Origin of the sequence: Nostoc sp. (assembly GCF_036917635.1) — a bacterium.
Taxonomy (GTDB): domain Bacteria; phylum Cyanobacteriota; class Cyanobacteriia; order Cyanobacteriales; family Nostocaceae; genus Nostoc.
This window is the reverse complement of record NZ_JBALCW010000008.1, coordinates 200,031-226,011: the sequence shown is the minus strand read 5'-3', so window position 1 is coordinate 226,011 and position 25,981 is coordinate 200,031. Positions and strand designations below refer to the sequence as shown.

Sequence of the window (25,981 nt, the reverse complement as noted above, 5' to 3'; positions counted from 1 at the left end):
GTGTACACCGTACCCGTTTCGGCTAGAGGGGGATGAGACGAAGTCCACTAAAAATTTATTTTTATAACTGAAAAATTTATTTTATTTATGTGTTAAGTAGCTTTCAGGATGTTATCTGTATAATCTATCATTCAGTCTGAATTATCGAATGTATAATCTATCATTCAGTCTTATCGATTATTGGCCTCTGTTACTTATTTATAGGTTGACATTTGGGGATTAGGATATCTCTTTTTAAGACATAACATATCATTCACTTAGTAATTATTTATTAACGCAATTTGAGAAGTTATGTAGGCATACTCTATCCTAGACATTATCTAAACTTGTGCTTCTAAAATCATGAGCCATTATATGAATAGTTAGCACGTTTACGGCACTATCCAATGTCTCAAGACTTATTAAACTCCTTTCAAGAAGCATATAGCAATTTGGAACTGTTTCCGTTGATGGAACGGAACGAAATGGAAAAATTTCGAGTCGAATATGGTGATGATTTAATTGCAGACCTGAACCAATTAGTGGAAGATAGTCCTAATGGAGATGGCAAAATTGTCTTTACAGGACATCGCGGATGTGGTAAGTCTACTTTGTTAGCTGAATTTAGCCGACAAATTCAAGATAAATATTTTGTAGTTCTATTTTCTATTGCTGACAAAATTGAAATGTCGGCTGTTAATCATATTAATATACTGTTTGCGATCGCAGTTAATTTAATGACAGAAGCAGAAGCACGCAAAGTTGATATTCCCCAATTTACTAAAGAAGCTCTTTATAAGTGGTTTGCTACCCGCACTCGCACTGAAGAATCAAATTTGCAAACAGAAGCTAGTATAGGTTTTGACCTCTTAAAATTGATTAGCTCTAAATTAAAAGCTGATGCAAGCGTTCGAGATGAAATTAAGCAAGAGTTTGAACGCAAGTTATCAGATTTAGTTGCCAGAATTAACGAAATAGCTGCTTTAATTCAAGCTGCAACTAAACAAAACGTTTTAGTAATTATTGATGATTTAGATAAACTTGACTTAGGCAGAGTTAACGAAATTTATCGAGATAACATTAAAGCTCTTTGTCAACCTAACTTTCAAATTATCTACACTATCCCAATCGCAGTCCTTCGGGAAACATTTATCAGCACAATAATTGCCACTGAAACCAACGATCAAGTTGTAGCAATGCCTGTTTTAAAAATATTTGATAAAGGTAAAAATCGCTTCCCGAATGCCCAACCTCGCCCGGAAGCAACAAAGATTCTTGGTGAAGTTTTACAAAAGCGGATTCCCAGTCAATTAATCGCGGCTGAAACTGCTGAAAAAATTGTGATTTCCAGTGGTGGCGTATTGCGAGAGTTAATTCGGATTTCTAAGGAATGTTGCCGTATATGTTTGCGAATGATCCGGCGAAATCCCACAGCCGAAGTTATCATTGATGATAAAATTCTCCTTCAAGCAATCAATAAAATCCGCAATGATTTTTCTATACGTTTAGGAAAGGCTGACATAGATATTTTGCAGAGTGTTTATGAACAATTTATGCCGAATGACCCCAAACAAGCAGAGTTTTTAGATTTGTTACATGGGTTATATGTTCTAGAATATCGCACTGATGAAACTTGGTACGATGTTCATCCAATTATTATCGAAAGCTTGAGAAGGCAGGGAGCAATTAATGTTAAATGAGGAATTATTAGATGATGAAGGAGAAAATCAAGATGCGTATGATGATTTAATTGTTTCTATTGAAGCTCAAAAGCGGGGATTAAATCTACTGATTGCAGTTTGTGATGATGCTAGCTTTCGTGATGAGATTATTGCCCAATATGAAGCTGAACTAGAACCCGCTTTCCGTGCATATCGAGTAACTTTAGCACGTCAGGAACCAAGCCTAAAAGCTGCTCTTAACCAACTGATACAACAAGAAGAATATCTCCGTCAGCAAAACCAGGTGGTGATTACTGTCACGGGTGCTGAACAACTTTATTTTCTCAGATTGGGAAAAGAGCAATCGGAACAGGAGAAATTTTTTGGTTACTTACAGTGGACAAGGGAAGGATTGCGCGAGTTTCCGTTTGCGATTGTACTTTGGGTAACTAACCAAATATTAGTTAACTTGATTAAAAAAGCTCCTGATTTTTGGAGTTGGCGTAATGGTGTATTTCGGTTTGAATCTAAAAAGACGAATGCTATTCCTGGTAAAGAACTAGAAAATATACGTTTTGTTTTTAGAGACACAGAATTAGCCAGCACAGATACTAATGAAGATAACTCCTTTTTCTTGCCCATCCAAGATTTGCAAGGGTTAATTGAAAAAGTAAAACAGGAAGGGGGAACTAAAAACCCCAGTTTGGCTACTTTATACTCAAGCTTAGGTGATATTTACCGCAGCAGATTAGAACGGGGTGAGTCTCAGAATTATCAAGAAGAACAAGAACTAGCAATAAAGTATTGGCGTCAGGCGATTGAGCTACAAAATGAATCAGGTTCGCAGATAGATTTAGCTAATAGCCTCAACAATTTAGCAGGAATATATCGTGCAACAGGACACTACAGCGAAGCCGAACCATTATATCAGCAAGCTTTAGAACTGAGAAAACGCCTGCTAGGAGAAAATCATCCTTCTTTTGCTACTAGTCTGAATAATTTAGCAGGACTCTACAAATCTACTGGACAATATACTAAAGCGGAAATCTTATATCAACAAGCTTTGGAACTGAGGAAACGGCTGTGGGGAGAAAACCATGCTGATGTCGCCATCAGTCTCAACAATTTGGCATTACTATATGATGAACAAAAACGTTATGATGAAGCTGAACCTTTGTATCTGCAATCATTAGAACTCGAAAAACGTTTGGTTGGCGAAAATAATCTTTCTTTGGCTCTTATACTGAATAATTTAGCACTACTTTATTATCATCAAGGACGTTACACTGAAGCTGAACCGTTGTCGCAACAAGCTATAGAGCTAGATAAGCGATTTTTAGGAGAAGAAAATCCCGATGTTGCAACAGATTTGCACAATTTAGGATTGATATACCGCGCTCAAGGACGCTACGATCAAGCGGAATCTTTGTTTTTGGAATCGTTGGAACTTAAGGAACGTTTATTGCAAAAGGCGCATCCGCTTTTAGCAGATACTATCTATGCTCTTGGTTATATGTACAGGGAGCAGGGGCGTTACAATGAAGCAGAACCCTTATGTATAAAAGCCTTAGAACTTGATAAGCACCTATTGGGAGAAAATCATCCCAATGTTGCCGAAAGCCTCAATAATCTGGCAGAAATTTATCGTGAAACTGGACGTTACGGTGAAGCAGAACCGCTTTATTTGCAAGCTTTAGATATTTGTGAACGAGTCTGGGGTGTAAATCATATTCGTAGTGTCACTATTCGCCAAAATCTAGAAAGACTTGCCGCAGTAATGCAGAATAATGGAGAGTGCGATCGCATTACATAAGTAAGTGGGCGCAAATAATCATCACTGGCTCGTAGTTGCGCTAAAGCGCAAGAGGGCGCAACTACGAGCCAAATACAGAGATTTTACTTTTCGTTACATAGTTTGGTTTTATCTTGCCTACTTACTTAGAGTAACAATATCATTTTAGGTTAATCTGACCTAATTTAGAGTAGCAATATGGCTAAAGATGTTTTTCATCAACAGGTAAAAAAAGCATTAATTAAAGATGGGTGGATAATTACTCACGATCTTTTACAATTCGGATTAGTGAAGCAATTAAACTACAAATAGATTTAGCGGCTGAAAATGCCATTGCCGCAAAACGTAATACAGAGAAAATAGCTGTCGAAATTAAAAGTTTTATTGTAGATTCAGATATCAGTGAATTTCATACTGCACTCGGACAATATCTCAATTACTGCCAAGCTCTCGAAGAACAAGAAGCTGACAGAATCCTATTTTTAGCTGTCCCTAGTGAAACCTATCAAAATTTTTTTCAACTCCCCTTCGTCCAACGTGCCCTTCAACGTTACCAAGTTAAATTAATAGTCTATGATCCTAGACAGGAGGAGATTCGGGAATGGATAAGATAAAACATTATCGACAACTAATAAAAAAAATATTGACAGAACATGCACAAATTATAAATAACACAGATACAGTCAATTCACAACTAATTATTGATAGCGAAAACGACCATTATCAATTAGCTTATGTTGGCTGGCAAGGAGATAAGCGGGTGTTTGGCCCGGTTAGGCATTTTGATATTCAAAATGGGAAAATATGGATTCAGTATAACGGTACAGAAGAGTCTGTTGCTGAACGATTGGTTGAGTTAGGTGTACCCCCTTCTGATATCGTCATTGGGTTCCATTCTCCTTTTAAACGCCAATTTACTTCTTATGCTCTCGAGTGAATGTAAATATTTTAAACTCGTTGAACAAGCAGTGAATGGTGCGTAGTTTACCGCCGTAGGCATCGCTTCCCATAGCTTTTAGTGCCGTACTTTCCTCTAACACACCATACAAGACTACTTATTGCGCGATCGCTAACATCATCAAATCTCCTAACGAACTGCGACAAAACCAGCTTGCTCAATTGCTCTTTGCCCCTCATCAGTTAATAAAAGCTTGGCATAAGCATCTCCAATTTGCTGCTCTGGACCTTTATTCTGCTTAATAATCACAAACAAGTTAGCAATCATTGGATAGCTGCGATCTTTAATAGCCTGAGTATTTAGCTGATTGCGCTGATGTAAACATTGCTCAGATGACACCATCGGTTTGCGGTAGGGGGTAATTAGCTGACCAGAAGTGCTACCCAATGGCAAAGCCTTCACACTACATTGAGGTAATACTGAACGGGCAGAAGCGTAATAGACACTACCAGGAGTTTTACTGAGTTGCCGCAATGCCTCTGTAGTAGAGTAGACATACTGCACATTAGAGCCAAATGCTTGTCCTTTCAAGGTGCTGTTGCTAGGAAATATTACTGTATCTGCGTCCTCTCGCCGTTGAGACAAAGGTGTAATGGCTAGGTTTGGCCCACCTACTTGATTCCAATTAGTAATTTTCCCTAAATAAATCTGCTGTAATTGGTCAACAGTTAAACCAGGTACATTGAGTGATGGGTTGACTACCACTGCTATCCCATCCATACCCACCTGACGTTGCTCAAGGGTAAAGCCTCGCTCTTTTGCCATCGCTTGTTCTTCATCTGTAACGGGACGGGAAGACTGAGCAAAGTCTAGTTTCCCATCAAGCAACATCCGAATGCCGGAGCTAGAACCAGGGCTACCATTAACAGGGTTTACATAGCGTAATTGTAATTCGGGGCGATCGCTCTGGATCTGAGAATCTACCAATTGCCGGATAGATGCCCAAGCTGTACTACCTCCATAGTTAAATGAGGCATTGGGGACATCAGCAACTGTCTGAAAAGTTGATCCAGTACTAGAGGGGGTATTGATATTTTGATTAGAGGAATTAACGCTGTTGCGAGAGAAGAAATTCGGCTTCAGCAACCACCAAAGCAGTGCGCCAATCACCATAAGTGTCAGCACTTTACCAATAATCAAACCTCTAAGAAAGAGGGCAATTTCACCGTTAATTAAAGCTTTTTTTGAATTTGTATTGTCCATATCTTTAAATTTTGTATTGTCCATATCTTTAAATATTGTTTATTCTATTTATCCTACAGGAATCTATAAATATTTAGGTTAAAAGAACAAATCTGGAATAAGCCAGTTAATAGCAAGTTTTATGATTGCTGGTAAATGATTAAGTCTTTCTCATGTATTAAGGCTTAATTTCATTTTTGGTAGTCTTGGCAATGGTGGAATTGCTTTTATAGACTCCTGTGTTAGCTACTGATTTAGCTCCTTGGGGATTGACTTTAATATTAGTAAACCGTGGCTCAACCAATTTTTCTCTAAAATTATTTAATTGAGTAGGTTGGTTTGGAGATGATGTACCTGTATTAATAAATGTATACATTAAAACTAGTACTATAAAACTAGTGATCGCACCAAGCCCTATTCCCAAGAGCAAAAGAAAATTTTTATAACTTAGAAAATAGCTATTATCAGTGTCTTGCTTTATGCCAGTAGATTCTAATGACTCTGACAACGCCAGATCAGAATTAAGTGCTTGCAAAGCTTCTGCGGCAGATTGGTAACGCTGGCTATAGCGATCGCAAACCATTGTATCTAAAATATTTGCCAGAGCGTCGCTTACCTGTGCCTGCTCGCGCCAGAGAACTTCTCCACTATTGGGATCTTCTTGTAGTTGCTCAGGGATTAAACCTGTCAAAGCTTGAATGCCAATCATCCCTACTGCATAGATATCACTGCAAAGTTTTGGTTTTCCCTTAGCCTGTTCGCTTGGCATATAGCCAGGAGTCCCAACAGAAATTGTTAAGCCTGCTCCTAAAGCACCAATTTTCTTAATACTCCCAAAGTCAATTAGCACAATCTTCTGATCAAAGTGCCGCCGCATTAAATTTTGGGGCTTAATATCCCGGTGAATAATGTTATTTTCGTGGACGAAGGACAGCACTTCCAGGATCTCTTTTAATAAATTTAAGACTGCATTCTCGCTAAGAGGCTCACCTGCTACAATTTCTTGAGTCAATGCATGACCGTCAATAAATTCCTGAACTAAATAGAAATCTCCATCTTCATTAAAATGGGCAAATAGTCTAGGAATTTGTCCGTGGTTGTTGCCTAGCTGGTATAAAACTTCTGCTTCCCGATCAAATAGGCTTTTAGCAATGGGTAGAACAGCGGGATTAGTATCTTTTGGCTGGAAATGTTTGACGACACAATGGGGTCGTCCTGGTAAATCTAGGTCTACGGCTAAGTAGGTATCACCAGATCCCCCGCTTCCTAAGTGTTTGACAATCTCAAAGCGATTCCGAAGTGTTTTTCTGGCCAGAGAGTATTGATGGCTTTTCCGTGTACCACCTGATAACAAGTAAGTATTACCACCTCCTCCCAGCAGTTTCACTGTCTCAAAGCGACTTCGGAGTTTTTTTCTAAATAAAGGGTTTTGGCTCATGTGGCGTATACTACTCTTGTTAATTTACTAACCATTCAGAGCTTGGGTGAGGTTATGAATACCTGCCGCTAGATTTCTTGGTATTTGAGGCAGTCAGCTTCTCAGGTGAGCTATGCTTTTGAACAATTTTATGATTAGCTGCTTGATTGGTTTATTTCATCCCTTTATGGCATCTTGATATAAAAATATATTTCTGTAATATTTCAATAATCTTATCACTTAAGTAAATTTAACACTAGCCCACAATAGTTATAAGTGCCGGCAGACGACAACATTCACGAATCAGTGGATTTATACATTTTGGGTCTGATTGCTGACAAAACCTGGAACAGTGGCATTTAAAGGCATAAGTATTTTTACAGTGTCCACCAGAATTTTGTTACCATTTAGTCATTATTAAGCGCGATCGCTTCCTCATATCAAGCTTAGTTAGACAAAACAGAAAAAACAGGTAAGTTCTTGAGGTAAATACTGATTGATGGTTTTTGAGGCAAACAAGTGTTAGTTATCAATTACTCACATATCAACTTACAGCATATTAACTAGTTCTTCAATAGTTTCTACAAAACATCCAACTTTTCCAACCTTTCCCACCTTTGACTCGCAGCTCAGGGTAGCTAACTGCAACGGTAGCATTCTATTAATTAAAAAAGCCCCCTAATGGGGGCCTATTAAGTTGTCCGCGTGGAATGAACAACTAATAATTAATACTTACAGTAGATACAGTAATCCGAATAAAATAATCCAAATTACGTCAACGAAGTGCCAGTAGATTTCGGCTGCTTCAATGCCAAAGTGCTTTTCGTTACTATAGTGACCCGGAACGCGCGATCGCCACAACACGGCAACAATTGCCAAAACACCGATAGTAACGTGCAATCCGTGGAAACCAGTCAAAACGTAAAATGCACTAGCAAATAAATTGGTAGTTAAACCAAATTCTAAATGGGTATATTCATATACTTGACCCACCAAGAAGATAGCACCCATTGCAGCCGTAATTGCTAACCAGATTCGCGCACCTCGCGCATCGTTCTTTTTGATAGCAGTGTCAGCATTGTGCATGACAAAACTACTAGAAATTAGATTGATGGTGTTGACTCCAGGTAGCAATAGTTCTAACTCTGGGGTACCTGCTGGAGGCCATGCAGGCAAGGTAGCACGGAAAGCCAAATAGGCTCCGAACAACCCCATAAAAATCATCCCTTCAGCAATCAGGAAGACAATTAGCCCAAACAGACGATGATCTGGATGTTCTTCGTGATGACCAACTGCTGCTTCTGCGGCGTGATGATGATTTAGTTCGGTTTTAGCTGGGTCAATAGTTTGACTTTGCATGAATTTTGATAAGTGGGGAATTGGGAATTGGGAATGGGAGTTAGGAGTTAGGAGTTAGGAGTTAGAAATTCTCATAACTCATCATTCATAACTCATAACTCTTCACTGCTAACTCATAACTTTATTTACGGTCTTCGGGATTAGCAGCAACCGCCGGGTCGGGTTCTGCTCTTAATACTGAGTTTGGCCCACCAGATAAGACTGGATTGGGATCAGACAAAGGTACACCTTCGTCAGCCCTTTCCAAGCCGTAGTCGTAGGGTCCTGTAGCCAGTACTGGGGTTTGATCAAAATTTTCGATCGCAGGTGGTGATGTAGTCATCCACTCTAAGGTCAATGCTCTCCAGGGATTATTACCAGCTTTTTCGCCGTATAACCAACTCCAAATGGCATTGATGATGAAGGGGAATGTCGAAACTGCTAGTATGTAAGCGCCATAAGTGCAGATTTCGTTGAGAAAGGTAAATTTGGGGTCATACTGGGCGATGCGGCGGTTCATGCCCATTAATCCCAGCTTGTGCATTGGTAAGAAGGTCATATTTAGACCCACAATTGTTAAGGCAAAGTGAACCTTACCCCAAAATTCGTTTACCATCCGTCCCGTCATTTTCGGGAACCAGTGGTAAATTGCCGCATAAATGCCGAGAACACTACCACCAAACAGCACGTAGTGCAAGTGGGCTACCACAAAATAGGTGTCGTGAACGTGAATATCAAAAGGCACTGCTGCCAACATTACGCCACTGATACCACCGATTACAAAGGTGCCAACAAAGCCGATGGCGAACAGCATGGCACTGTTAAGCTGGATTTTTCCACCCCACATGGTTGCTAACCAGCTGAAAATTTTAATTCCCGTGGGTACGGCAATGATCATAGTGGTGATCATAAAGAACATCCGCAACCAACCGGGGATACCACTGGTAAACATGTGGTGCGCCCAAACAATTAGCCCCAAAAAGCTAATAGCAAGAGAGGAATAAGCGATCGCTTTATAGCCAAAAATCGGTTTGCGGGAATGCACCGGGATAATTTCTGAAATTGCCCCAAAAAATGGCAAAATCATGATGTAAACTGCTGGGTGGGAGTAAAACCAGAACATGTGCTGATACACAACTGGGTCGCCACCCCCAGTCGGGTTAAAAAATGTCGTTCCTGCCAATAAGTCAAAGGAAAGCAGGATTAAACCAGCTGCTAATACTGGCGTAGATACCAAAGTCAGTGCCGAGGTAGCAAACATCGCCCAGCAGAACAAGGGCATTTGGTGAACCCCCATACCGGGGATACGCATCTTGAGCAATGTGACAAGGAAATTGATTGCCCCTAGAATCGATGACGTACCTAGTAAGAGGACGCTCATAATCCAAATTCCCTCACCTACTTGACCTGTTACCAAGCTCAGAGGAGGGTAGGAAGTCCAACCCGCATCCGGTGCATCGCCTACCACTAAACTAGTGATCAGCAATAAACCCGCAGGGGGAATCATCCAAAAGGCAACAGCATTCAAGCGTGGGAATGCCATATCCTTTGCCCCAATCATCAAGGGAATGAGGAAGTTAGCAAAACCCGCACCAGCTGGCACGATCCACAAGAAAATCATGATCGTGGCGTGCAGCGTAAATAAGCTGTTGTAGACTTCAGGGGTGACAAAATCGACTTCTGGGGTTCGCAGTTCTGTACGAACCAAGTCAGCCATCACCCCACCGATACAGTAAAAAACGAATGTAGTGACTAGGTATTGAATCCCAATCACCTTATGGTCGGTGTTGAAAGTAAAGTAGTCTTGCCATTTTCTGCTCCCTGGCTCCTCAACAAGAGCAGGGGCGTTGGCAGTTTCTTGCACTTGAGCTTGGGTCATAGTCATTAGTCATTGGTCATTAGTCATTGGTCATTAGTCATTGGATTTTGACTAAATAACATATTGACTAATGGTGAACTTGATGGAGGATTTCTGGCTTAATTCCCATGTCCTTGGTGTAAGGAGCGAGAAATTCATTTGGGGATAGATTCGCAGGGTTGACAGCAACGGCTTGATTTAGTGTTTCTTTGCTGGCAACTAGCTGTTCTTGCACCCATTTGTCAAAGGCTTCTTGTGGCTCAACGACTACTGTTGCTCTCATTGCACCGTGGTAGGGGCCACAAAGTTCAGCACAGATTAGGGTATAATCTCCTGCTTTTTTGGGGGTGAAGCGAATCTCGCTTTGCCTACCAGGGATCGCATCTTGTTTCAGGCGGAACTCTGGCACCCAGAAGGCGTGGATGACATCATTGGCTGTCATATTGATTTCCACTTCCCGCCCGATGGGGACGTGCATTTCACCTGTAGTTATACCAGTTTCAGGATAGGTGAAAATCCAGGCATATTGTAAACCAGTGACGTTGACCTGTAATCCTGCTGGTTTACCTGCTTTATCAGGAGTTCCCCCAATTGTCGGAGCAACACTACCGACACCTGGGGCATTCCGCAGTTGGGGAATTTGGTCAGCATTACGAACTGCTGCGGTAGCTGGGTCTTGCATCGCCTCATCAGATTTTTCTTGATTGAGGTTGGGTTCGGCGCTAAGAGGAGTATCGCTTAAAGTTGCGGCCATCGCACTTCGAGGCATTGCCATTGACTCCTGATTCATCGGCGCTTGATGGATAGCGTGAGGATCAAAGCCACCGATTTCGTTGTAAACATCAAAGCTGTAAACAGAAATGCCAAAAACGATAATTGCTGGGATCGCCGTCCAGAGAATTTCTAGAGGTACGTTGCCCTCAACTGGTGGTCCGTCTTCATTATCACCTACACGCCGTCGGTATTTAAATGCAGAGTAAATTAAAACACCTTCTACTAATAGGAATATACCTGTAGAAACAACCATCATCGCGTTAAACAGACCATCCACCAAGACGGCTTCATCCGTGGCTGCTGTTGGCAACAGACCGTGATTTTGACCGTACCAAAGGCTGGCTAACGTTAGCACGATGCCAATGAGTAATGTCCAGATTGAACTTGGAATCTTCACGGCTTACTTAATTGAATTTACTAAGTTATCTTAAAGCTGCCCACTTACTAAGGTAGTCTAGGCTGGAAGGCATAGGGGACAAAGGTCTGAAATTTTTATTAATTTTTTTAACTATTTTACTAATTTTGGGTACAAGGTGACTATTGGGAAGCAGGGGGCAGTTCTTGCTGGGGGCAGGGGGTAGGAGTAACCCAGATGCATTTAAAAGTATGGGATTGAAGCACTGGATTTTATACCCAAAACTAAAGTTTTCATTCATAATTATTTCCTCCTGCCTTCTCCTAAAATCAGTGGAAAAATTTAAGGAAAAATTTAGAATGTTTAAATGAATTGTGATTAATCAATTTTTCACATCTTGAAAAATACCTAAAGCTTCAGGCAAAACCTTTCTGGAGTGATTCAAAGTATAAGTGAGTGCTAATCTATAAACCCTTAGCCTATACGCTAGGGTGGAGATGAGACAGTAAAAGAAAAATTGAAAATTTTAAGAGAGCCACCAAGAACGGGCAGAAAGTATCATTCATGAGCGAATTTGTCCTACAACAACAAAATGAAGCGGCGCTTCAGCAGCAAAAGCCCAAGGAAATGATTCGTCGCTTGGTGTGGAAAATATGCATAGCCACCTTAATTTTGATGGCAATAGGCAGCGCCACCCGTGTGATGAATGCTGGGCTTGCTTGCCCAGACTGGCCTTTATGCTATGGCGAACTGGTGCCAGCCAAGCAAATGAATCTCCAAGTGTTTTTGGAGTGGTTTCACAGATTAGATGCAGCTTTAATTGGTGTAAGCGCGATCGCACTCTTCGGTTTGTCCTGGTGGCATCGTCGTTTCTTACCCAAATGGCTTCCTTGGGCATCCACATTCGCCCTGTTTTTAATTGTCTTCCAAGGCATCTTGGGGGGACTCACCGTCACCGAACTGTTGCGGTTTGATATCGTTACCGCTCATTTAGGAACGGCGCTGTTGTTTTTTACCACCCTCCTGATTATCGGCACAGCACTTACTCCCTATCAGGGGACTGGAACCGTTGGTAAGTTGCCTTGGGTCGGTTTAACCGCTGCTGTTCTGGTTTACCTGCAAAGTCTGCTAGGAGCTTTAGTAGGCTCTCGCTGGGCGCTACACCAATGTCTCGGCGGTTCTCAACTTTGTACTGTAATGTACAGCCATATTGCTGGTTTGGTGCCGCCAACATTGGCAACCTTGGCAATGGTATTTATCTGTTGGCGGACACCAGCACTACATCCAGCCCTGCGGCGACTGGCAAATATGGCTGGTGGATTGTTGATCTTACAAATCTTGTTGGGATTCGCCACCTTCAAATTACACCTCCAAGTTGAGCCTCTCACCGTCTCTCACCAAGCTATAGGAGCTACTTTGCTGGCTACTTTGGTAGTTTTCACAGTTCTCGCACTGCGTGACTCAGTGAGTGCTGATTCACGAGTGCTGATTGCTGAGTAGGGAATGGGGAAGCAGGGGAAGCAGGGGAAGCAGGGGAAGCAGGGGAAGCAGGGGAAGAATTCCTAATTCCTAATTCCTAATTCCTAACTCCTAACTCCTAACTCCTAACTCCTAACTCCTAACTCAGCATTGATGATGCGACTCACAGAGGTGCAGAAAATCTGTGTTTTCGTTTGCCTGAAAGAGCCAGCTTGAGCGGTGGCTGGATATAAGTTGTTGAAAAATAAGGAACCAGAGCCAAAATGATTGAGACTAATGTCTCTCGCCACCACGAAACATTTTTACAGGTAATTCAAAGTTACTACCAGCTAACCAAGCCTCGGATTATTCCGTTGCTTTTGATTACCACGGCTGGGAGTATGTGGATTGCTGCTAAGGGAGAAGTAGACCCATTGCTGTTGCTAGTAACTCTCACTGGTGGCACAATGGCAGCTGCAAGCGCCCAGACAATTAACTGTGTCTATGACCGGGATATTGATTATGACATGGAGCGGACGCGCCATCGTCCGATACCTTCGGGTAAGGTGCAGCCGCGCGATGCTCTAATTTTTGCGATCGCACTGGCGACAATCTCCTTTACACTCCTAGCAGTATTTGCCAACCTGTTAGCCGCCTTGCTAGCTTTCTCTGGCATCGTCTTTTATATTTTGGTTTATACCCACTGGCTAAAACGCCACACCACCCAAAATATCGTTGTTGGTGGGGCTGCTGGGGCAATTCCGGCTTTAGTGGGTTGGGCTGCTGTCACAGGCACTTTAAGCTGGTCAGCATGGTTAATTTTTGCTATCGTCTTTTTGTGGACACCACCCCATTTCTGGGCTTTAGCTCTGATGATTCGGGATGATTACGCAAAGGTGGGGATACCAATGCTACCTGTGATTGAAGGTGATACGGCAACGGTGAAGCAGATTTGGTACTATACGCTGCTAACTGTAGTTGCAACTCTGTTATTGGTATATCCTTTGGGCGCAAGTGGTATTCTTTATGCTGCGATCGCCCTAATTCTGGGAGGATTATTTATCCACAAATCTTGGCGGTTGTTGCAAAATCCAGAGGATCGCGCTGTAGCTAAAGAGTTGTTTCTTTTTTCCATCTCTTACATGATGCTGTTATGTCTGGGGATGGTAGTTGATAGTCTTCCCGTTACCCATAATTTAATTAGTACGGTGAGTAATCATCTGCATTTTATTGGATAGGGGATGGAAAATTTAGCGATCGCGTTTGGTAAAGGGGCGCGATCGCATTTTCAGAAATTAAAAAATATACATAATAATTAGAGTTTGGCGGATTTGCGATTAAAAGTAAAATTTCAGTTATAACCAAATTGATTAAAAATAGGACTTATAGACGAGTTACGGAATAACGAACCGCAGAGGCGCAGAGGACACGGAGAAATGAGAGTTTGAGAAATATTTTGTATAAGTCCTAAAAAAGCTGAATGAAGTCGTTTGTAAAAAATCTAAATGTTGACAAATTACATTCGTACAGCAATGCACAAAGCAACCTACGAGTTGCTTGAGGATGGAACTTTTTATAGCGAAATTCCAGAATGTCCAGGAGTTTGGGCAAACGCTGCAACACTAGAAGCTTGCCGGGAGGATTTGCAAGATGCTCTTGAAGGATGGATTATTTTAGGATTGCGTTTAGGTCATACTCTACCGATACTTGATAGTATTGACCTGAATTTCACCAAAGAGGTTGCCTAATGCCACCCTTTGGATCGATTAATCGGCGGGATCTAATTCGTTATCTGAAAGATGCAGGTTTTGATGGGCTTTACCCAGGTGGTAAGCATCAATACATGGTAAAAGGTGAATTAAAGCTGACAATTCCCAATCCACATCAGGGAGACGTCAGCCTAAGCTTATTAAATAGAATATTACGTCAAGCTAATATAAACAAAGATGAATGGGAGGCGTTATAACTGTTGTAAAGCTCAAAAGCGATCGCATGTCTAAAACTTATTCAGTTTTCCCAATTTATGCTTACTGGGTTTCACGAGTCTTAATATTTTTGAGCAGATTTATTTCTAGTGACGGCTACAGTTTAAGTCAACTTTTGCTAGCGTAGGAATATAAGGTTTATCGCTCCCCAGGAAGCACCTGGAAGCAAAAGGATTAATATGGCTCATTTAAATCAGCGTCGTCCCCAAAATGTCAACGGCGATTTTTATGTAGATACTACCTGTATTGATTGTGATACCTGTCGCTGGATGGCTCCTGAAGTATTTTATGATGTTGATGACCAATCGGCTGTTTATCATCAACCATCGAATGAGGCAGAAAGATTAGCAGCGCTTGAAGCACTTTTGGCATGTCCTACCAGTTCTATTGGCACAGTTGAGAAACCAAAAGATATCAAAGTTGCTCAAGAAAAGTTTCCTATATTAGTAGCTGAAAATATTTACCACTGCGGCTATCATTCTGAAAAATCTTACGGTGCTGCTAGCTATTTAATTCAACTTCCAGAAGGTAATATTTTGGTGGATTCTCCCCGGTTTACGCCGCCTTTAGTCAAGCGTTTAGAAGAACTAGGGCTAATTCGTTATATGTACCTAACTCATAAGGATGATGTGGCAGATCATCAAAAGTTTGCCGAGCATTTTCAGTGCGATCGCATCCTCCATGCTGATGATATTACTGCGGATACTCGCAATGTAGAAATACAGCTAACTGGTTCTGAAGCATTTACTTTGACACCAGATTTATTAATTATCCCAGTTCCCGGTCACACCAAAGGACAAACCGCCCTACTCTACAAAAATAAGTTTCTGTTTACTGGCGACCATCTCGCTTGGTCAGAAAGCTTGCACCAACTGACTGCATTCCACGGTGTCTGCTGGTATTCTTGGTCAGAACAGACTAAATCAATGCGTAACTTGGCTAATTATTCTTTTGAGTGGGTGCTACCAGGTCATGGGCGAAGGTTTCATGCTGATAAGGAAACCATGCGCCAGCAGATGCACAAGTGTATTGAGTGGATGCAATCTTTGAATTGAAATTAAATAACTGACTGTCATTTAGAAAAACCTAACCTCCTTGCCGGGTTGGGAAGGGGGGAAAATTTAAAGTCTCTCTTCTTTTAGCCTACTTTGTATACACAAGTCGAAAAATCCTCTAGCCACATTTTATTTTTGTCAAAGTGAAACTGTCACACTTAACGACATCCCGCCCAGAACTGAAGTTCAGGGCTAATAGCGAAAGTCCACTTGAGTGGACTTCAGCTATAAGACTCCGAATTCATTCCGAGGCGGGATAGAACGCAAATTTATATAAAGATTTTAGAAAGAGTGACTGCCCTGTATTTGAAAAAATATTGTTGTTGCTGCCTTGCGAGAAATAAAGCGAAGGGCGGTAAAATATTTGGAATCATTTTCTTTAACCTGATTGAATCTTGAGATTGGAGTGTCATTAGGTTATCTAGAGCATGAATTTACATAACAGTGCAAAATTTATGTGAAGCCTAAGACTTAAATCTAGTTTATATAAAACCTTCTAAACTTCAGTAAATATCTCATGCGTCACTCAAGAGCGAAAGTTTTAACTGTGGTTTTAATCCTTTTTGGAATAATAGTATTAAGTCATACACCAATTAGTGTGATGGCGCGTGAAAAGTAGAAGTTGAGAGGATAGGAAACATGACATCTTATGAATTGAATGGTATACGCATAGAAATTACTCGTCCTCACCCATTACTCTTTCCTACAAGTGTCTATCCCATTCCACAAAAAGAAAGTGAAGTTAATGTTCCTATTCGATTAGATGTAAGTGTCATTAACGATAGTTCAACAGCTTCTTATATCAACCTCTTCCAAAGCTTTATTCCAGAACTTGTGACATTAGATGGACAAATAATACAACAAAATCTAGTGACTAAAGAGATTATTACTAATACTCAACCAAATAAATCGCTTGAATATAGTCACAGGGAAGAAGTCGGATGGTGGCCAATTAGACCTGAATCTTCTTTTAGTTTTCGTCTGACTGCAAAGCTTTTTTGGCAAAATAACTCTCTACAATTAAAAATTCCAAGTCCTGCTAACTACGTATTTGGTTCTACTAGCTTCAATTACTTCTGGTGTTTCGATGACCTCCAAGCAAACACTTATCAGCTTCGATTTATCTTGACTACTGAATTTCAAGCCAGATTTGCCTCAAAACCAGATATTCTAACCGAAAAAATCACAATAGAAACTAGTTCAAAAATATTGGCAACATCCTGGGTAAATCTACGTCTAGTTCATCCCTTATCTACTGATAATAACGCTATCGAAGTTGATGGCATTGTGTTCAAAGTAGAAATGCCAAAATCTGTCTTGAATATCCCTGCCAGACAAACTAGCACTAGAACAGATGTAAAGTTATGCATTCATATTACGAACAATCTATCAACTGCTCTTTACTTTTGCCAAGTAGGCTCTTTCAAATTAACCCTAATCGATCAGGACGGTAAAGAAATTAGTTTTGGTAGCGACCCTATTAAGCAAGCACGTGAGGTAGTGGAAAGACAAAATTATTATTTAGTTAAACCAAAAGAAAGTGGAGTTTTCTATTTAGATGGAATGCTTTTTTGGGAATATGGTCAGCTTAAACTTGTAATTTCCAATAAATATCGTCACTACTTTACTGGAGAAAATACCTTTGATTATTTTATCGGTCTTAATCCAGGTGCATCATATAAAGTCCAAGTTGTATATCACTTTATGGAACGGGGAGTAAGACAGTTAGAGGAACAGGTATTAGAAAAAGTTTGGACTGGTTCGGTAGCTATGCCTTTTGTAGAATTTCGTATTGTTGAACTGGGATTTTAAGCCTGCCCAACAAGAATTAATGGGTAATTTTGAAATTCTAAACTATGTCGCGTGTGCTCCTCAAGTAGGCAATCTTTAGACATCGCCTAAAAATTCAAACTTATCTAAATTATCTTGTTGACAGCAGATATACTCTGGATGCGCCATTTACCTCGTTCTCTAATCAAATCATACCGAACTCGCAAATCCTCGCTAGAAGACTTTTCAAACTGACCATTTTCATATAACTGCATCGCTTCCTTAACCGTAGCTTTCACTACGGCACGATCTGCATATAAATCATTTTTATCTACAGATTCTATCTTCAGACTATGGTCGTATTTGTAATATTGTTTTTCTAATTTATACTGTTCACCAGTCTGCCGCGATTGAGACAAAGCTGAACCAGTTAAAATCTGCTCTAAACTATTAATTTCATGATTCGGCCCGAAAGCTTCAGCTTTGGTCGATAACCAAGTCCGAATGACTTCCTCTGCCGTTGCATTTGTTAGAGGACCTTGTGCTGATTCTGGTTTACTATATGGATCGGGAATAGATATTGGTGGTTGATTTATCTCTACAAATAACTCTGACACAGGTGGTGTAGGGAAAAATAGATTTTTTAACCATCCAAAAGTTGTTGTGGCTACTACCCAGAGAACTAATAGACTCACCAACGAAATAAATACTCTCCACACCAGCCGTGTTTTCCCTTCGATGGTGTTAGCAAAAGTTCGCCGCCGCCGGGGACGACGAGAAGGAGGACGATTATCTGGTACACGCCCTCGGCTAGCAGATTGAGTAGGTTTTCTTTGCCTACGCTTTTGGTTATGAACCGGTGCAGCACTTTTAGCTGAACCGTTCAAATGCTGGTTAGTGCCTCTACTCATCCGTTCAGCAGCAGGAATGTCTGATTTTACACTTCCAGATGAATTCCACATAGGTGGTGAGAAGTTTGCATATTCGGATGTTTCTTTTGTTGGTGTTTTTGGCAAATCTGGGTCAGGTGTTCTGCTGTGATTAAATTGCCCTGAACTTCTAGTTGAATTGTTGTCGAAAGGAGGATTATTTGTCTTGGGTTGGGGAAAATATTGGGGGTTAATTACAGCCCATTCATTAGTTGTTTCTGCGTCAGTTGGTAGTGCTTCTAAATAAGCTTGCACCTGTTGGTTAGCAAAGTAATCTTTTAGAAAAGCTTGCTGGTTTGCTAAATCTCTAAAATGGGGAAATACTTCGTGTTGCAACCACTGTTCTGCATATAGACACAGCCCCGGTAACAAATCTGGAGAATCTTGAGATTTTTCCCGAATAAAAGCTAAAGCTTCATACTCCTGACTAAGTTCTAAAACACGAGTTGCTTCTTCAGTTTGTCCCAAAAGTAATGCACATAGCGACTGTTCTAAATGTACATCTTGGCGTTTGCCCAAACGGATCAGCATTTGCCTTGCTTGACGAATTAAAGCTGGTTGCCGTTGAGCAAATCCCCGTGCTATCAACGCATAAACAGCTAAGTAAGTCGCAACAGCAGAAGGACGTTTGCTTTGAGCTTCAAATAACTTGTGCTGTTCTGCAACTGTTAAGTGGTTGCGTAACTGCTGGATAAATCGCAGAAAGTCATCTATATTTAAACCGGAATCATCATTGTTCGTGCCATCAATGCCACCACGATCTTCTAAGAGGTTTTGCAATAATTCCAAGCCTTGGCGCCGTTCGGCAGTCTTCTCTTGAGGTAGTGCCAACAGCTCCAAAATTCGATATGGTCGCAATTTGTAAAGATCCGCCTGAATTTCTGCCTGTACACTAGAGAACAACCCTTCACGTACTAGCAGTTCTTGACCAGTTTCTAGGGATATGGCGGCATTTTCATAGTGGCCTTGCTGCCACTGTTCACGACCTAATTCTAGACAAGCAAGGGCTACAGTGAGAACAACATCTGGATGTTCAGCGTTTTCGTATATTTCTTCATCTGCTAAATTATTACTTTTTATTAGACTTTTAGCACTATTTTTATTTACGAGGTAAGGACGACCTAGTTTCAATACAAGCTCGTATTCGCCCAACTCTTGCAAAATTAATAAAGCGCCAACTAATTCGTCTTGGCTGATTTCGATGCCCAGACTCTGGGTGTCAATGCCCCTTTTGGTGCTTTCTGGACGATTTTCCTTTGCTACTGCGGCAGCAGCAAGGTTATCAGCATCATAGGCGTGGGCAAGATAGAGATGATCGTAGGTACTGCGTTGTTTTGGATCTGATAAAACCACGTAAGCTTCTTCTATAAGTTGTTTGCGAGAAGAAATTGCAGCCTGAGAATACTCACGTCGAGGCAATTGTACAATGCGATCGCTGTATGCCTGCCGCAATTGTTCACCACTTGCCGCCAACGGTAGTCCTAAAATTCGGTAGTAATCTAGCGGAATTCGCACAGCCTACTTCCCCTGCACCGTGATCAACATAATTCACCTAGAGCGTTCCAGGCCTGTAAAACCGTGCCATAACAATGCCGTATAGAATTTACTCTACAAGTGTATATTGCAACAACTTGTTTTGTACCTTCCCGAAATTTTGAGTCACATTCTAGTACTAATTTTTTGCTTTCGCCTAGAAAGCCTCAATTGTTTGTCTTAATTCTTAGTATTTTTGTTTAACACAACTATTATCAGCCTCCGATAGCACAAACCACAACTACCGCTTTTAATCACGGCATAATTGTTGTGGTTACAAGAATCTATTGATGATTGATTTTTTCGGGACTTTCCCACTAGTAGGTAACAAAAATACCACTATTGGAGGTCTTAGCCTGATAACTAGAGAGCAAAATAATATCATAATTTACCTTTAATTACAATTATCTATTTGGGTATATAGATTTTTGCCTGCTTTTTTTTTAAATTGTTAATGGATATGCAGAAAGCAGTATGTGTTGATTGCTAGTCTATGAAGGGGAATAGTGAGAGAGAAAAACCTAAAGCGGCAGATGTTGCCCTTAGAGTCAAATCCTCACGGGACATGGGCTGAAAAGTTAAAAATCAAAAATTAAAAATTCAGCTATTCCCTAAGATCCTTTTTTGGTGCATAAATAAAGTTTGATTGTTGAGTCTTACAAACGCTAGCCTGTTAAAAGCTGAGGTGTTATCAGACCAACTTATTTAAGACCGTAAGTTTAAGTTGTACAACAGGGATACTCAAAAATAATGGTTCAAGAGCGTACTTTACCCACATTTAATGCTGCTACTACGCACATTACTAAAGAAGAAGGGTTACGGTTGTATGAGGACATGGTATTAGGGCGCTTGTTTGAAGACAAGTGCGCTGAAATGTACTACAGAGGCAAAATGTTTGGTTTTGTCCATTTGTACAACGGTCAAGAAGCCGTTTGCAGTGGTGTTGTGCAGTCAATGCGACCGGGTGAAGATTACGTTTGTAGTACTTACCGCGACCACGTTCATGCTCTTAGTGCCGGTGTACCAGCAAAAGAGGTAATGGCAGAATTATTTGGTAAAGCCACAGGTTGCAGCAAAGGGCGAGGTGGTTCCATGCACATGTTTTCTGCCGAACATCGCTTGTTGGGTGGCTATGCTTTTGTGGCTGAGGGAATTCCTGTAGCAGCTGGAGCGGCTTTTCAAAGCAAATACCGCCGGGAAGTGCTAGGAGATAAAAATGCTGACCAAGTGACAGCTTGTTTTTTTGGCGACGGTGCAGCTAATAACGGTCAGTTTTTCGAGACGCTAAATATGGCAGCCCTATGGAAACTGCCAATTCTTTTTGTAGTCGAAAATAATAAGTGGGCGATTGGGATGTCTCACGAACGAGCTACTTCCCAGCCAGAGATTTATAAAAAAGCCAGTGCATTTAACATGGTGGGCGTCGAAGTCGATGGTATGGATGTACTCGCGGTCAGAGCCGTGGCTCAAGAAGCTGTAGCCCGTGCCCGTGCAGGTGAGGGTCCAACATTAATTGAGGCGCTTACCTACCGCTTCCGGGGTCACTCTTTGGCTGACCCAGATGAAATGCGAAGCAAAGCGGAGAAAGAATTTTGGTTCGCCCGTGACCCAATTAAGAAGTTAGCAGCTTATTTGCTGGAGCAAAATCTGGCGGATGAGGGAGAAATCAAAGCAATTGATCGTAAAATTCAGGATGTAATCGACGAAGCGGTTAAATTTGCCGAAAGCAGCCCCGAACCAGACCCTAGCGAGTTATATCGTTTCGTGTTTGCAGAAGACGAGTAACAAAGTTAGGAGTTAAAAGTTAAGAGTTAAAAGTTAAGAGTTAGGAGTTAGGAGTTAAGAGTTAGGAGTTAAAAGTTAAAAGTTAGGAATTCCTAACTCACAACTCCTGCCAGCAAGACCCTGTAGGCCAACCCTTACAATTGGAATTCACAACTCCTAACTCACAATTCCTAACTCCTAACTATCCTTATACCCAGGACTAAAATTTGTGTTTAGCATTGCAGTTCAACAGCAACAGTACAAGACTTACATTCTTTCTGACGAAGGCGTTGGTTCTCAATTAGAAGTCGTACCAGAACGCGGTGGTATCATCACCCGTTGGCGCATTCAAGGGCAAGAAATTTTCTATCTGGACACTGAACGCTTTACTCATCCTGAGTTGAGTGTCAGAGGTGGGAATCCAATTTTGTTTCCTATTTGTGGCAATCTACCAAATAATACTTATACTTACGACGGGAAACAATATACTCTCAAACAACACGGTTTCGCCCGTGAATTGCCGTGGAAAGCAACAGAACAAAAAACTCAAGATAAAGCTAGTCTCACTGTTGTTCTTAATAGCAATGAGCAAACCAAGGCAGTTTATCCTTTTGATTTTCAGGTGGCTTTCACCTACGAACTTCAAGGTAATATTCTAGAAGTGCGTCAGGAGTATAAAAATTTTTCGTCCACACCAATGCCCTTTTCGGCTGGTTTCCATCCCTACTTTTTGTGTGGTGATAAAACTCAGTTAGAGGTTGAAATTCCTTCTAAGCAGTATCAAGACAATCAAACTAAAGAAATTCACTCTTTTGACGGCAATTTTGACTTTAGTCGTGATGAAATTGATTTTGCCTTTGGACAGTTAACGAGTCAATCCGCCACTGCCATAGATCGCAGCCGGAACTTAAAACTCACTTTGGATTATGATCATTTCTCTACCTACGTGGTATTTTGGACTGTCAAAGGCAAAGAATTCTACTGTCTAGAGCCGTGGAGTGCCACCCGTAACTCTCTCAATACTGGTGATAACCTGACTGTGTTAGCACCAGGAGCTAGCCATACAGCATCTATAAGGTTGACTGCTAATTTTTTCTAAACCCCTTTACAAATCTACAGATATATATGCTATGATGGCAAAGTTGCGAAATGCAGAGAAAGGGTCGCTAACTCAACGGTAGAGTACTCGGCTTTTAACCGATTAGTTCCGGGTTCGAATCCCGGGCGACCCATATAAAAATTTATTGCATATTTGCCTGTGCTTTTGAGATAAAGCACAGGCGAGTTTTATTAAGTAAGGAATAAGAATTAAATAACATACAATTTATGTCCCTGGCTTACCTCACCCTCAATCCCTCTCCGATATATTGGAGAGGGAAGCTAGAGACAGGATGAAGTTTCGCATTTTATTTAATCCACGTTCCTAAGCAACTTGTGAATCCGATCGCTCTGGGGAAGAAAAATTTTCGGATGAGCGATCGCTTTTTGCTGAGACGACTTACGCACAAGAAACGGAAAATAGTACACGCAAAGCGGCTTACCGCAGGGTACTACACAGAAACAGAGAACACCGAAGAATAAGAATTAAAGAAGTTTTTTGCGTAAATTCTAGCTGAATTTAACCAAAATTAATGAAGTTTTCACTTATTTCAGTAATTATACGGTTATTTAAGCGCGAGTTAAAGGTAAATAACTGAATTGGAGCTTTTCAACTGGAAGTAACAGATGCAGGCAAATTTTGAGCAAAAAGCTTTTATTTCCTTACTAGATCCCAAACCTGAGAATTTACCGATAAAGGAAATACGATTACAGGATTTGTCTGTTAGCGATTACAGTTACTTTTGGCAGTTATGGGAGCAGTATCGAGATTATCTTTATAGTCGCTGCTTACAGTGGATGGGAGGTAATCGTCATGATGCCGATGACTTGTTCAGTCGGGCAATGCTCAAAGCCTGGAATCAATGGCCAGACTACAGAAGTAAAATCACCAAACCGAGGGCTTGGTTAAGCCGACTCATCCAGAACCTGTGCATGGATTTGCATCGAGAACGCAAGCCAGAGGCGCAAAGGATCAAAAACTTTGACGATATTCAATTTGCAGATCATGCAGTAGTTACTTCCAGACCTAAATCTCCTGAATCAGAGATATTTAGTTATGAACTAAGGGCATATCTATACCACAAAATTGAGTCGTTACCTACGAGACTGCGGCAATCTTTTATTTTTCGCTACTGCCAAGAAAAGTCTTACAAAGACATTGCCAAGGAACTCGCCCTCTCGGAAGACAACGTTTACAAACGAGTTCAACAGGCGCGAAGGATTCTGCAAAAGCAGTTAAACAAATATCTGGCCGGGGAAGATAACACTTCCCTAGATTCCCTCCCACCCCGCTTAAGATTGGTGGTTCCGATGGTGGAATCTAAACCCGATCAATCTGACTGGGAAGTGCCGACGACAACAAGCAGCATGGAAGAAATTAATTACAAACTAACCGTTACATGTCTGGAAAACTTGCAACATACTTGGTACAGCTCCCCCAGTCCTCTGGGGTGGACATGAATGTTCATCTAGTTTTAGAGGAAAAGCCGAGTAGACAAGACCAGAAGCTAAAAACCTTAAGTAAGTACGTCCAGAAGTATCCCCAAGGGTGGAAAAAACGGTTGGAATTGGCTGATTTGTTGTCCGGCATGGGAAACTGGCAGCAGGCGATCGCAGAATATCACCAAGTAATTGAGCGACAGCCGCAATTGATCAATGTGCGCCTGCAACTGGGGAAAATTTTGCAGATGATGAAACGGCAAGCAGAAGCTATGGAGGTATACGGAAGTGCCTTAGCATTGTCGTGTAATCAAGGGACTCGACACCATATAAGTGCATTGATTGCTGTCTGTAAAGGTGATAGTCATAAAGCGATCGCCGATTTTGATGCTGCGACTGAGCTAGAACCTGACAAAATCGTTCACTGGCTGGCATTGGGACAAGTGCAGAAGGGCAGAGAAAATCCGATTGGGGCTTTAGGAGCCTTTTCACAGGTTTTGTCACTCAACCCAGAGGATATTGTCGCCTTGATTCACAGCTATGATGCCCTGATGGCGGTGGGGGATTTCCAAGCAGCTAGGGAGAATTTAAATAGAGCGATCGCTCTGGCTCCCGATGATTTTAATGTACTGCAACGACAGTTAGATCAGCGTTGTGGGATGAGGTTGGTATGTGGTGAACAGGGAAAGCAGACTAAAAAGCTCATCGGCTCTTTGCTTCAACAGGCTCCTCATGCAGCAGCAGCTTACAAATCACTAGCCTATTATCACCTTTATCGGGGGGATTGGGCGCAAGGGGTAGGGGTGTTAGCAGAGTTTGCAGAGCAACACCCTAATCATCCTAGTGCTTGGTATTACTATGGACAGTGCTTGTTTCACACAGGGGAATATGAGACGGCGGCCCAGATGATGCTGAAAGCTTATGGTTTGTATCCCCACGATTGTGAAATCTATCAGGCGTTGTGTAAGATTTTGCCCGTTGCTTTTCGATTAGAAGAATTACAACCCTTACTAGAAGAGATGCTTGAGCGTTTTCCTGAACGGTGGAGTGTTTGGGCGACGGTGGGGCGGGTGCTGGTGGAAAGCTTTCAAGAAATTGAACGGGGGTGTAGTGTTTCTGCCAAAGGAATAGAACTGCAACCTGAGTTAGCTAACCCTTGGTTTAGTTATGGGCGGGTATTGGCTTTGGCGCTTAAACATCAAGAAGCGATCGCGGCTTTGGAAACAGGATGGCAGTTTTTGCCAGTAACAGGGGGTTATCTACAATCTGTACCTGCTGCGGTGTGGCTGGGAGAAAGTTACCGAAGCCTGGGGAATGATGCCCTAAGTCGGCGGTGGTGGGAAGAGGCTTGTGGGCGAAGTCAGGAACTAAAGTCTTTGAACTCGGCTACGGCTGATTATTGGCAAGGGAGAGCCTTAGAGGGGTTGGGCGATACTTTCGGGGCGATCGCAGCTTATCGCACTGCTTTAAGTCAGCAGTTATTTTATCCGGCTCGTGGGGAGGTTAAGGAAGCTTTGACACGGTTACAAAAGATGGTGCGGAAAAAATCTCGTGCTTGAGTCTGGTTTGAGCGGGTGGATTTATTTTAGAGAAAAAACGCCTCTAACTCGAAAAATTCCCAAATTGATGACTGAG

General features: G+C 41.5%; 20 protein-coding genes, 1 tRNA gene and 1 pseudogene. 16 read left to right on the top strand and 6 right to left on the bottom strand.

Going from position 1 to position 25,981, the window contains the following annotated elements; genetic code table 11:
* Positions 1–386 precede the first annotated feature (386 nt).
* From V7K32_RS01985 to V7K32_RS01970, 4 genes and pseudogenes are all read left to right on the top strand, one after another.
* A complete protein-coding gene (locus V7K32_RS01985; protein WP_334989842.1) occupies positions 387–1,679 on the top strand; it encodes an ATP-binding protein in 1,293 nt (430 codons plus the stop codon).
* A complete protein-coding gene (locus V7K32_RS01980) occupies positions 1,669–3,453 on the top strand; it encodes a tetratricopeptide repeat protein (protein WP_334989840.1) in 1,785 nt (594 codons plus the stop codon). Before V7K32_RS01985 ends, V7K32_RS01980 begins: the two co-directional genes overlap by 11 nt.
* A 177-nt stretch (positions 3,454–3,630) precedes the next feature.
* A pseudogene (locus V7K32_RS01975) lies at positions 3,631–4,046 on the top strand (XisH family protein).
* A complete protein-coding gene (locus V7K32_RS01970; RefSeq protein WP_334989838.1) occupies positions 4,034–4,369 on the top strand; it encodes a XisI protein in 336 nt (111 codons plus the stop codon). Before V7K32_RS01975 ends, V7K32_RS01970 begins: the two are co-directional and overlap by 13 nt.
* 150 nt (positions 4,370–4,519) lie before the next feature.
* On the opposite strand, the gene V7K32_RS01965 is transcribed toward V7K32_RS01970, so the two are convergent.
* From V7K32_RS01965 to V7K32_RS01945, 5 genes are all read right to left on the bottom strand, one after another.
* On the bottom strand, positions 4,520–5,593 hold the full coding sequence (locus V7K32_RS01965) for a PstS family phosphate ABC transporter substrate-binding protein (RefSeq protein WP_334989836.1): 1,074 nt from the start codon (positions 5,591–5,593) through the stop codon (positions 4,520–4,522).
* A gap of 157 nt (positions 5,594–5,750) precedes the next feature.
* The gene (locus V7K32_RS01960) at positions 5,751–7,010 is read right to left on the bottom strand and encodes a serine/threonine-protein kinase (protein WP_334989834.1); all 1,260 of its coding nucleotides are present in this window, start codon (positions 7,008–7,010) and stop codon (positions 5,751–5,753) included.
* Positions 7,011–7,721: 711 nt separating this feature from the next.
* Positions 7,722–8,348: a cytochrome c oxidase subunit 3 gene (locus tag V7K32_RS01955; RefSeq protein WP_334989832.1), complete on the bottom strand. Its 627-nt coding sequence runs from the start codon at positions 8,346–8,348 to the stop codon at positions 7,722–7,724.
* Positions 8,349–8,469: 121 nt separating this feature from the next.
* Positions 8,470–10,206 carry a cytochrome c oxidase subunit I gene (ctaD, locus tag V7K32_RS01950; RefSeq protein ID WP_334989830.1) on the bottom strand — a complete coding sequence of 579 codons (1,737 nt, stop codon included), beginning with the start codon at positions 10,204–10,206 and terminating at the stop codon, positions 8,470–8,472.
* A gap of 67 nt (positions 10,207–10,273) precedes the next feature.
* Positions 10,274–11,356, bottom strand: coding sequence for a cytochrome c oxidase subunit II (locus tag V7K32_RS01945; RefSeq protein ID WP_334989828.1), 1,083 nt, complete (start codon positions 11,354–11,356; stop codon positions 10,274–10,276).
* 522 nt (positions 11,357–11,878) lie between these two features.
* Between V7K32_RS01945 and V7K32_RS01940 the strand changes: the two genes are divergently transcribed.
* From V7K32_RS01940 to V7K32_RS01915, 6 genes are all read left to right on the top strand, one after another.
* Complete coding sequence (locus tag V7K32_RS01940) at positions 11,879–12,814, top strand: COX15/CtaA family protein (RefSeq protein ID WP_334989826.1); 936 nt, start codon at positions 11,879–11,881, stop codon at positions 12,812–12,814.
* Between the two features lie 242 nt (positions 12,815–13,056).
* Positions 13,057–14,010 (top strand): heme o synthase, encoded by a 954-nt coding sequence (locus V7K32_RS01935; RefSeq protein WP_334989824.1) that lies wholly within the window; start codon positions 13,057–13,059, stop codon positions 14,008–14,010.
* 267 nt (positions 14,011–14,277) lie between these two features.
* A complete protein-coding gene (locus V7K32_RS01930) occupies positions 14,278–14,520 on the top strand; it encodes a type II toxin-antitoxin system HicB family antitoxin (RefSeq protein WP_334989822.1) in 243 nt (80 codons plus the stop codon).
* Positions 14,520–14,738: a type II toxin-antitoxin system HicA family toxin gene (locus V7K32_RS01925; protein WP_334989820.1), complete on the top strand. Its 219-nt coding sequence runs from the start codon at positions 14,520–14,522 to the stop codon at positions 14,736–14,738. Before V7K32_RS01930 ends, V7K32_RS01925 begins: the two co-directional genes overlap by 1 nt.
* A 198-nt stretch (positions 14,739–14,936) precedes the next feature.
* Positions 14,937–15,812, top strand: a complete 876-nt coding sequence (locus V7K32_RS01920) for an MBL fold metallo-hydrolase (RefSeq protein ID WP_334989818.1) — start codon at positions 14,937–14,939, stop codon at positions 15,810–15,812.
* A 639-nt stretch (positions 15,813–16,451) separates the two neighbouring features.
* On the top strand, positions 16,452–17,624 hold the full coding sequence (locus V7K32_RS01915; protein WP_334989816.1) for a hypothetical protein: 1,173 nt from the start codon (positions 16,452–16,454) through the stop codon (positions 17,622–17,624).
* A 104-nt stretch (positions 17,625–17,728) separates the two neighbouring features.
* Here V7K32_RS01915 and V7K32_RS01910 read toward each other — a convergent pair whose 3' ends face one another.
* Complete coding sequence (locus tag V7K32_RS01910; protein WP_334989814.1) at positions 17,729–20,026, bottom strand: IMS domain-containing protein; 2,298 nt, start codon at positions 20,024–20,026, stop codon at positions 17,729–17,731.
* A gap of 768 nt (positions 20,027–20,794) precedes the next feature.
* Between V7K32_RS01910 and pdhA the strand changes: the two genes are divergently transcribed.
* The 6 genes from pdhA to V7K32_RS01880 all read left to right on the top strand — a co-directional run bounded on the left by pdhA (position 20,795) and on the right by V7K32_RS01880 (position 25,905).
* Entirely contained in the window at positions 20,795–21,829 is a 1,035-nt protein-coding gene (gene pdhA / locus V7K32_RS01905; protein ID WP_334880374.1) for a pyruvate dehydrogenase (acetyl-transferring) E1 component subunit alpha, read from the top strand.
* Between the two features lie 208 nt (positions 21,830–22,037).
* On the top strand, positions 22,038–22,907 hold the full coding sequence (locus V7K32_RS01900; RefSeq protein WP_334989812.1) for an aldose epimerase family protein: 870 nt from the start codon (positions 22,038–22,040) through the stop codon (positions 22,905–22,907).
* Between the two features lie 61 nt (positions 22,908–22,968).
* A tRNA-Lys gene (locus V7K32_RS01895) sits at positions 22,969–23,040 on the top strand.
* 202 nt (positions 23,041–23,242) lie between these two features.
* Positions 23,243–23,389: a hypothetical protein gene (locus V7K32_RS01890; protein WP_334989810.1), complete on the top strand. Its 147-nt coding sequence runs from the start codon at positions 23,243–23,245 to the stop codon at positions 23,387–23,389.
* 144 nt (positions 23,390–23,533) lie between these two features.
* A complete protein-coding gene (locus V7K32_RS01885) occupies positions 23,534–24,367 on the top strand; it encodes an RNA polymerase sigma factor (protein ID WP_334989808.1) in 834 nt (277 codons plus the stop codon).
* Positions 24,364–25,905 (top strand): tetratricopeptide repeat protein, encoded by a 1,542-nt coding sequence (locus tag V7K32_RS01880; protein WP_334989806.1) that lies wholly within the window; start codon positions 24,364–24,366, stop codon positions 25,903–25,905. Before V7K32_RS01885 ends, V7K32_RS01880 begins: the two co-directional genes overlap by 4 nt.
* Positions 25,906–25,981 lie beyond the last annotated feature (76 nt).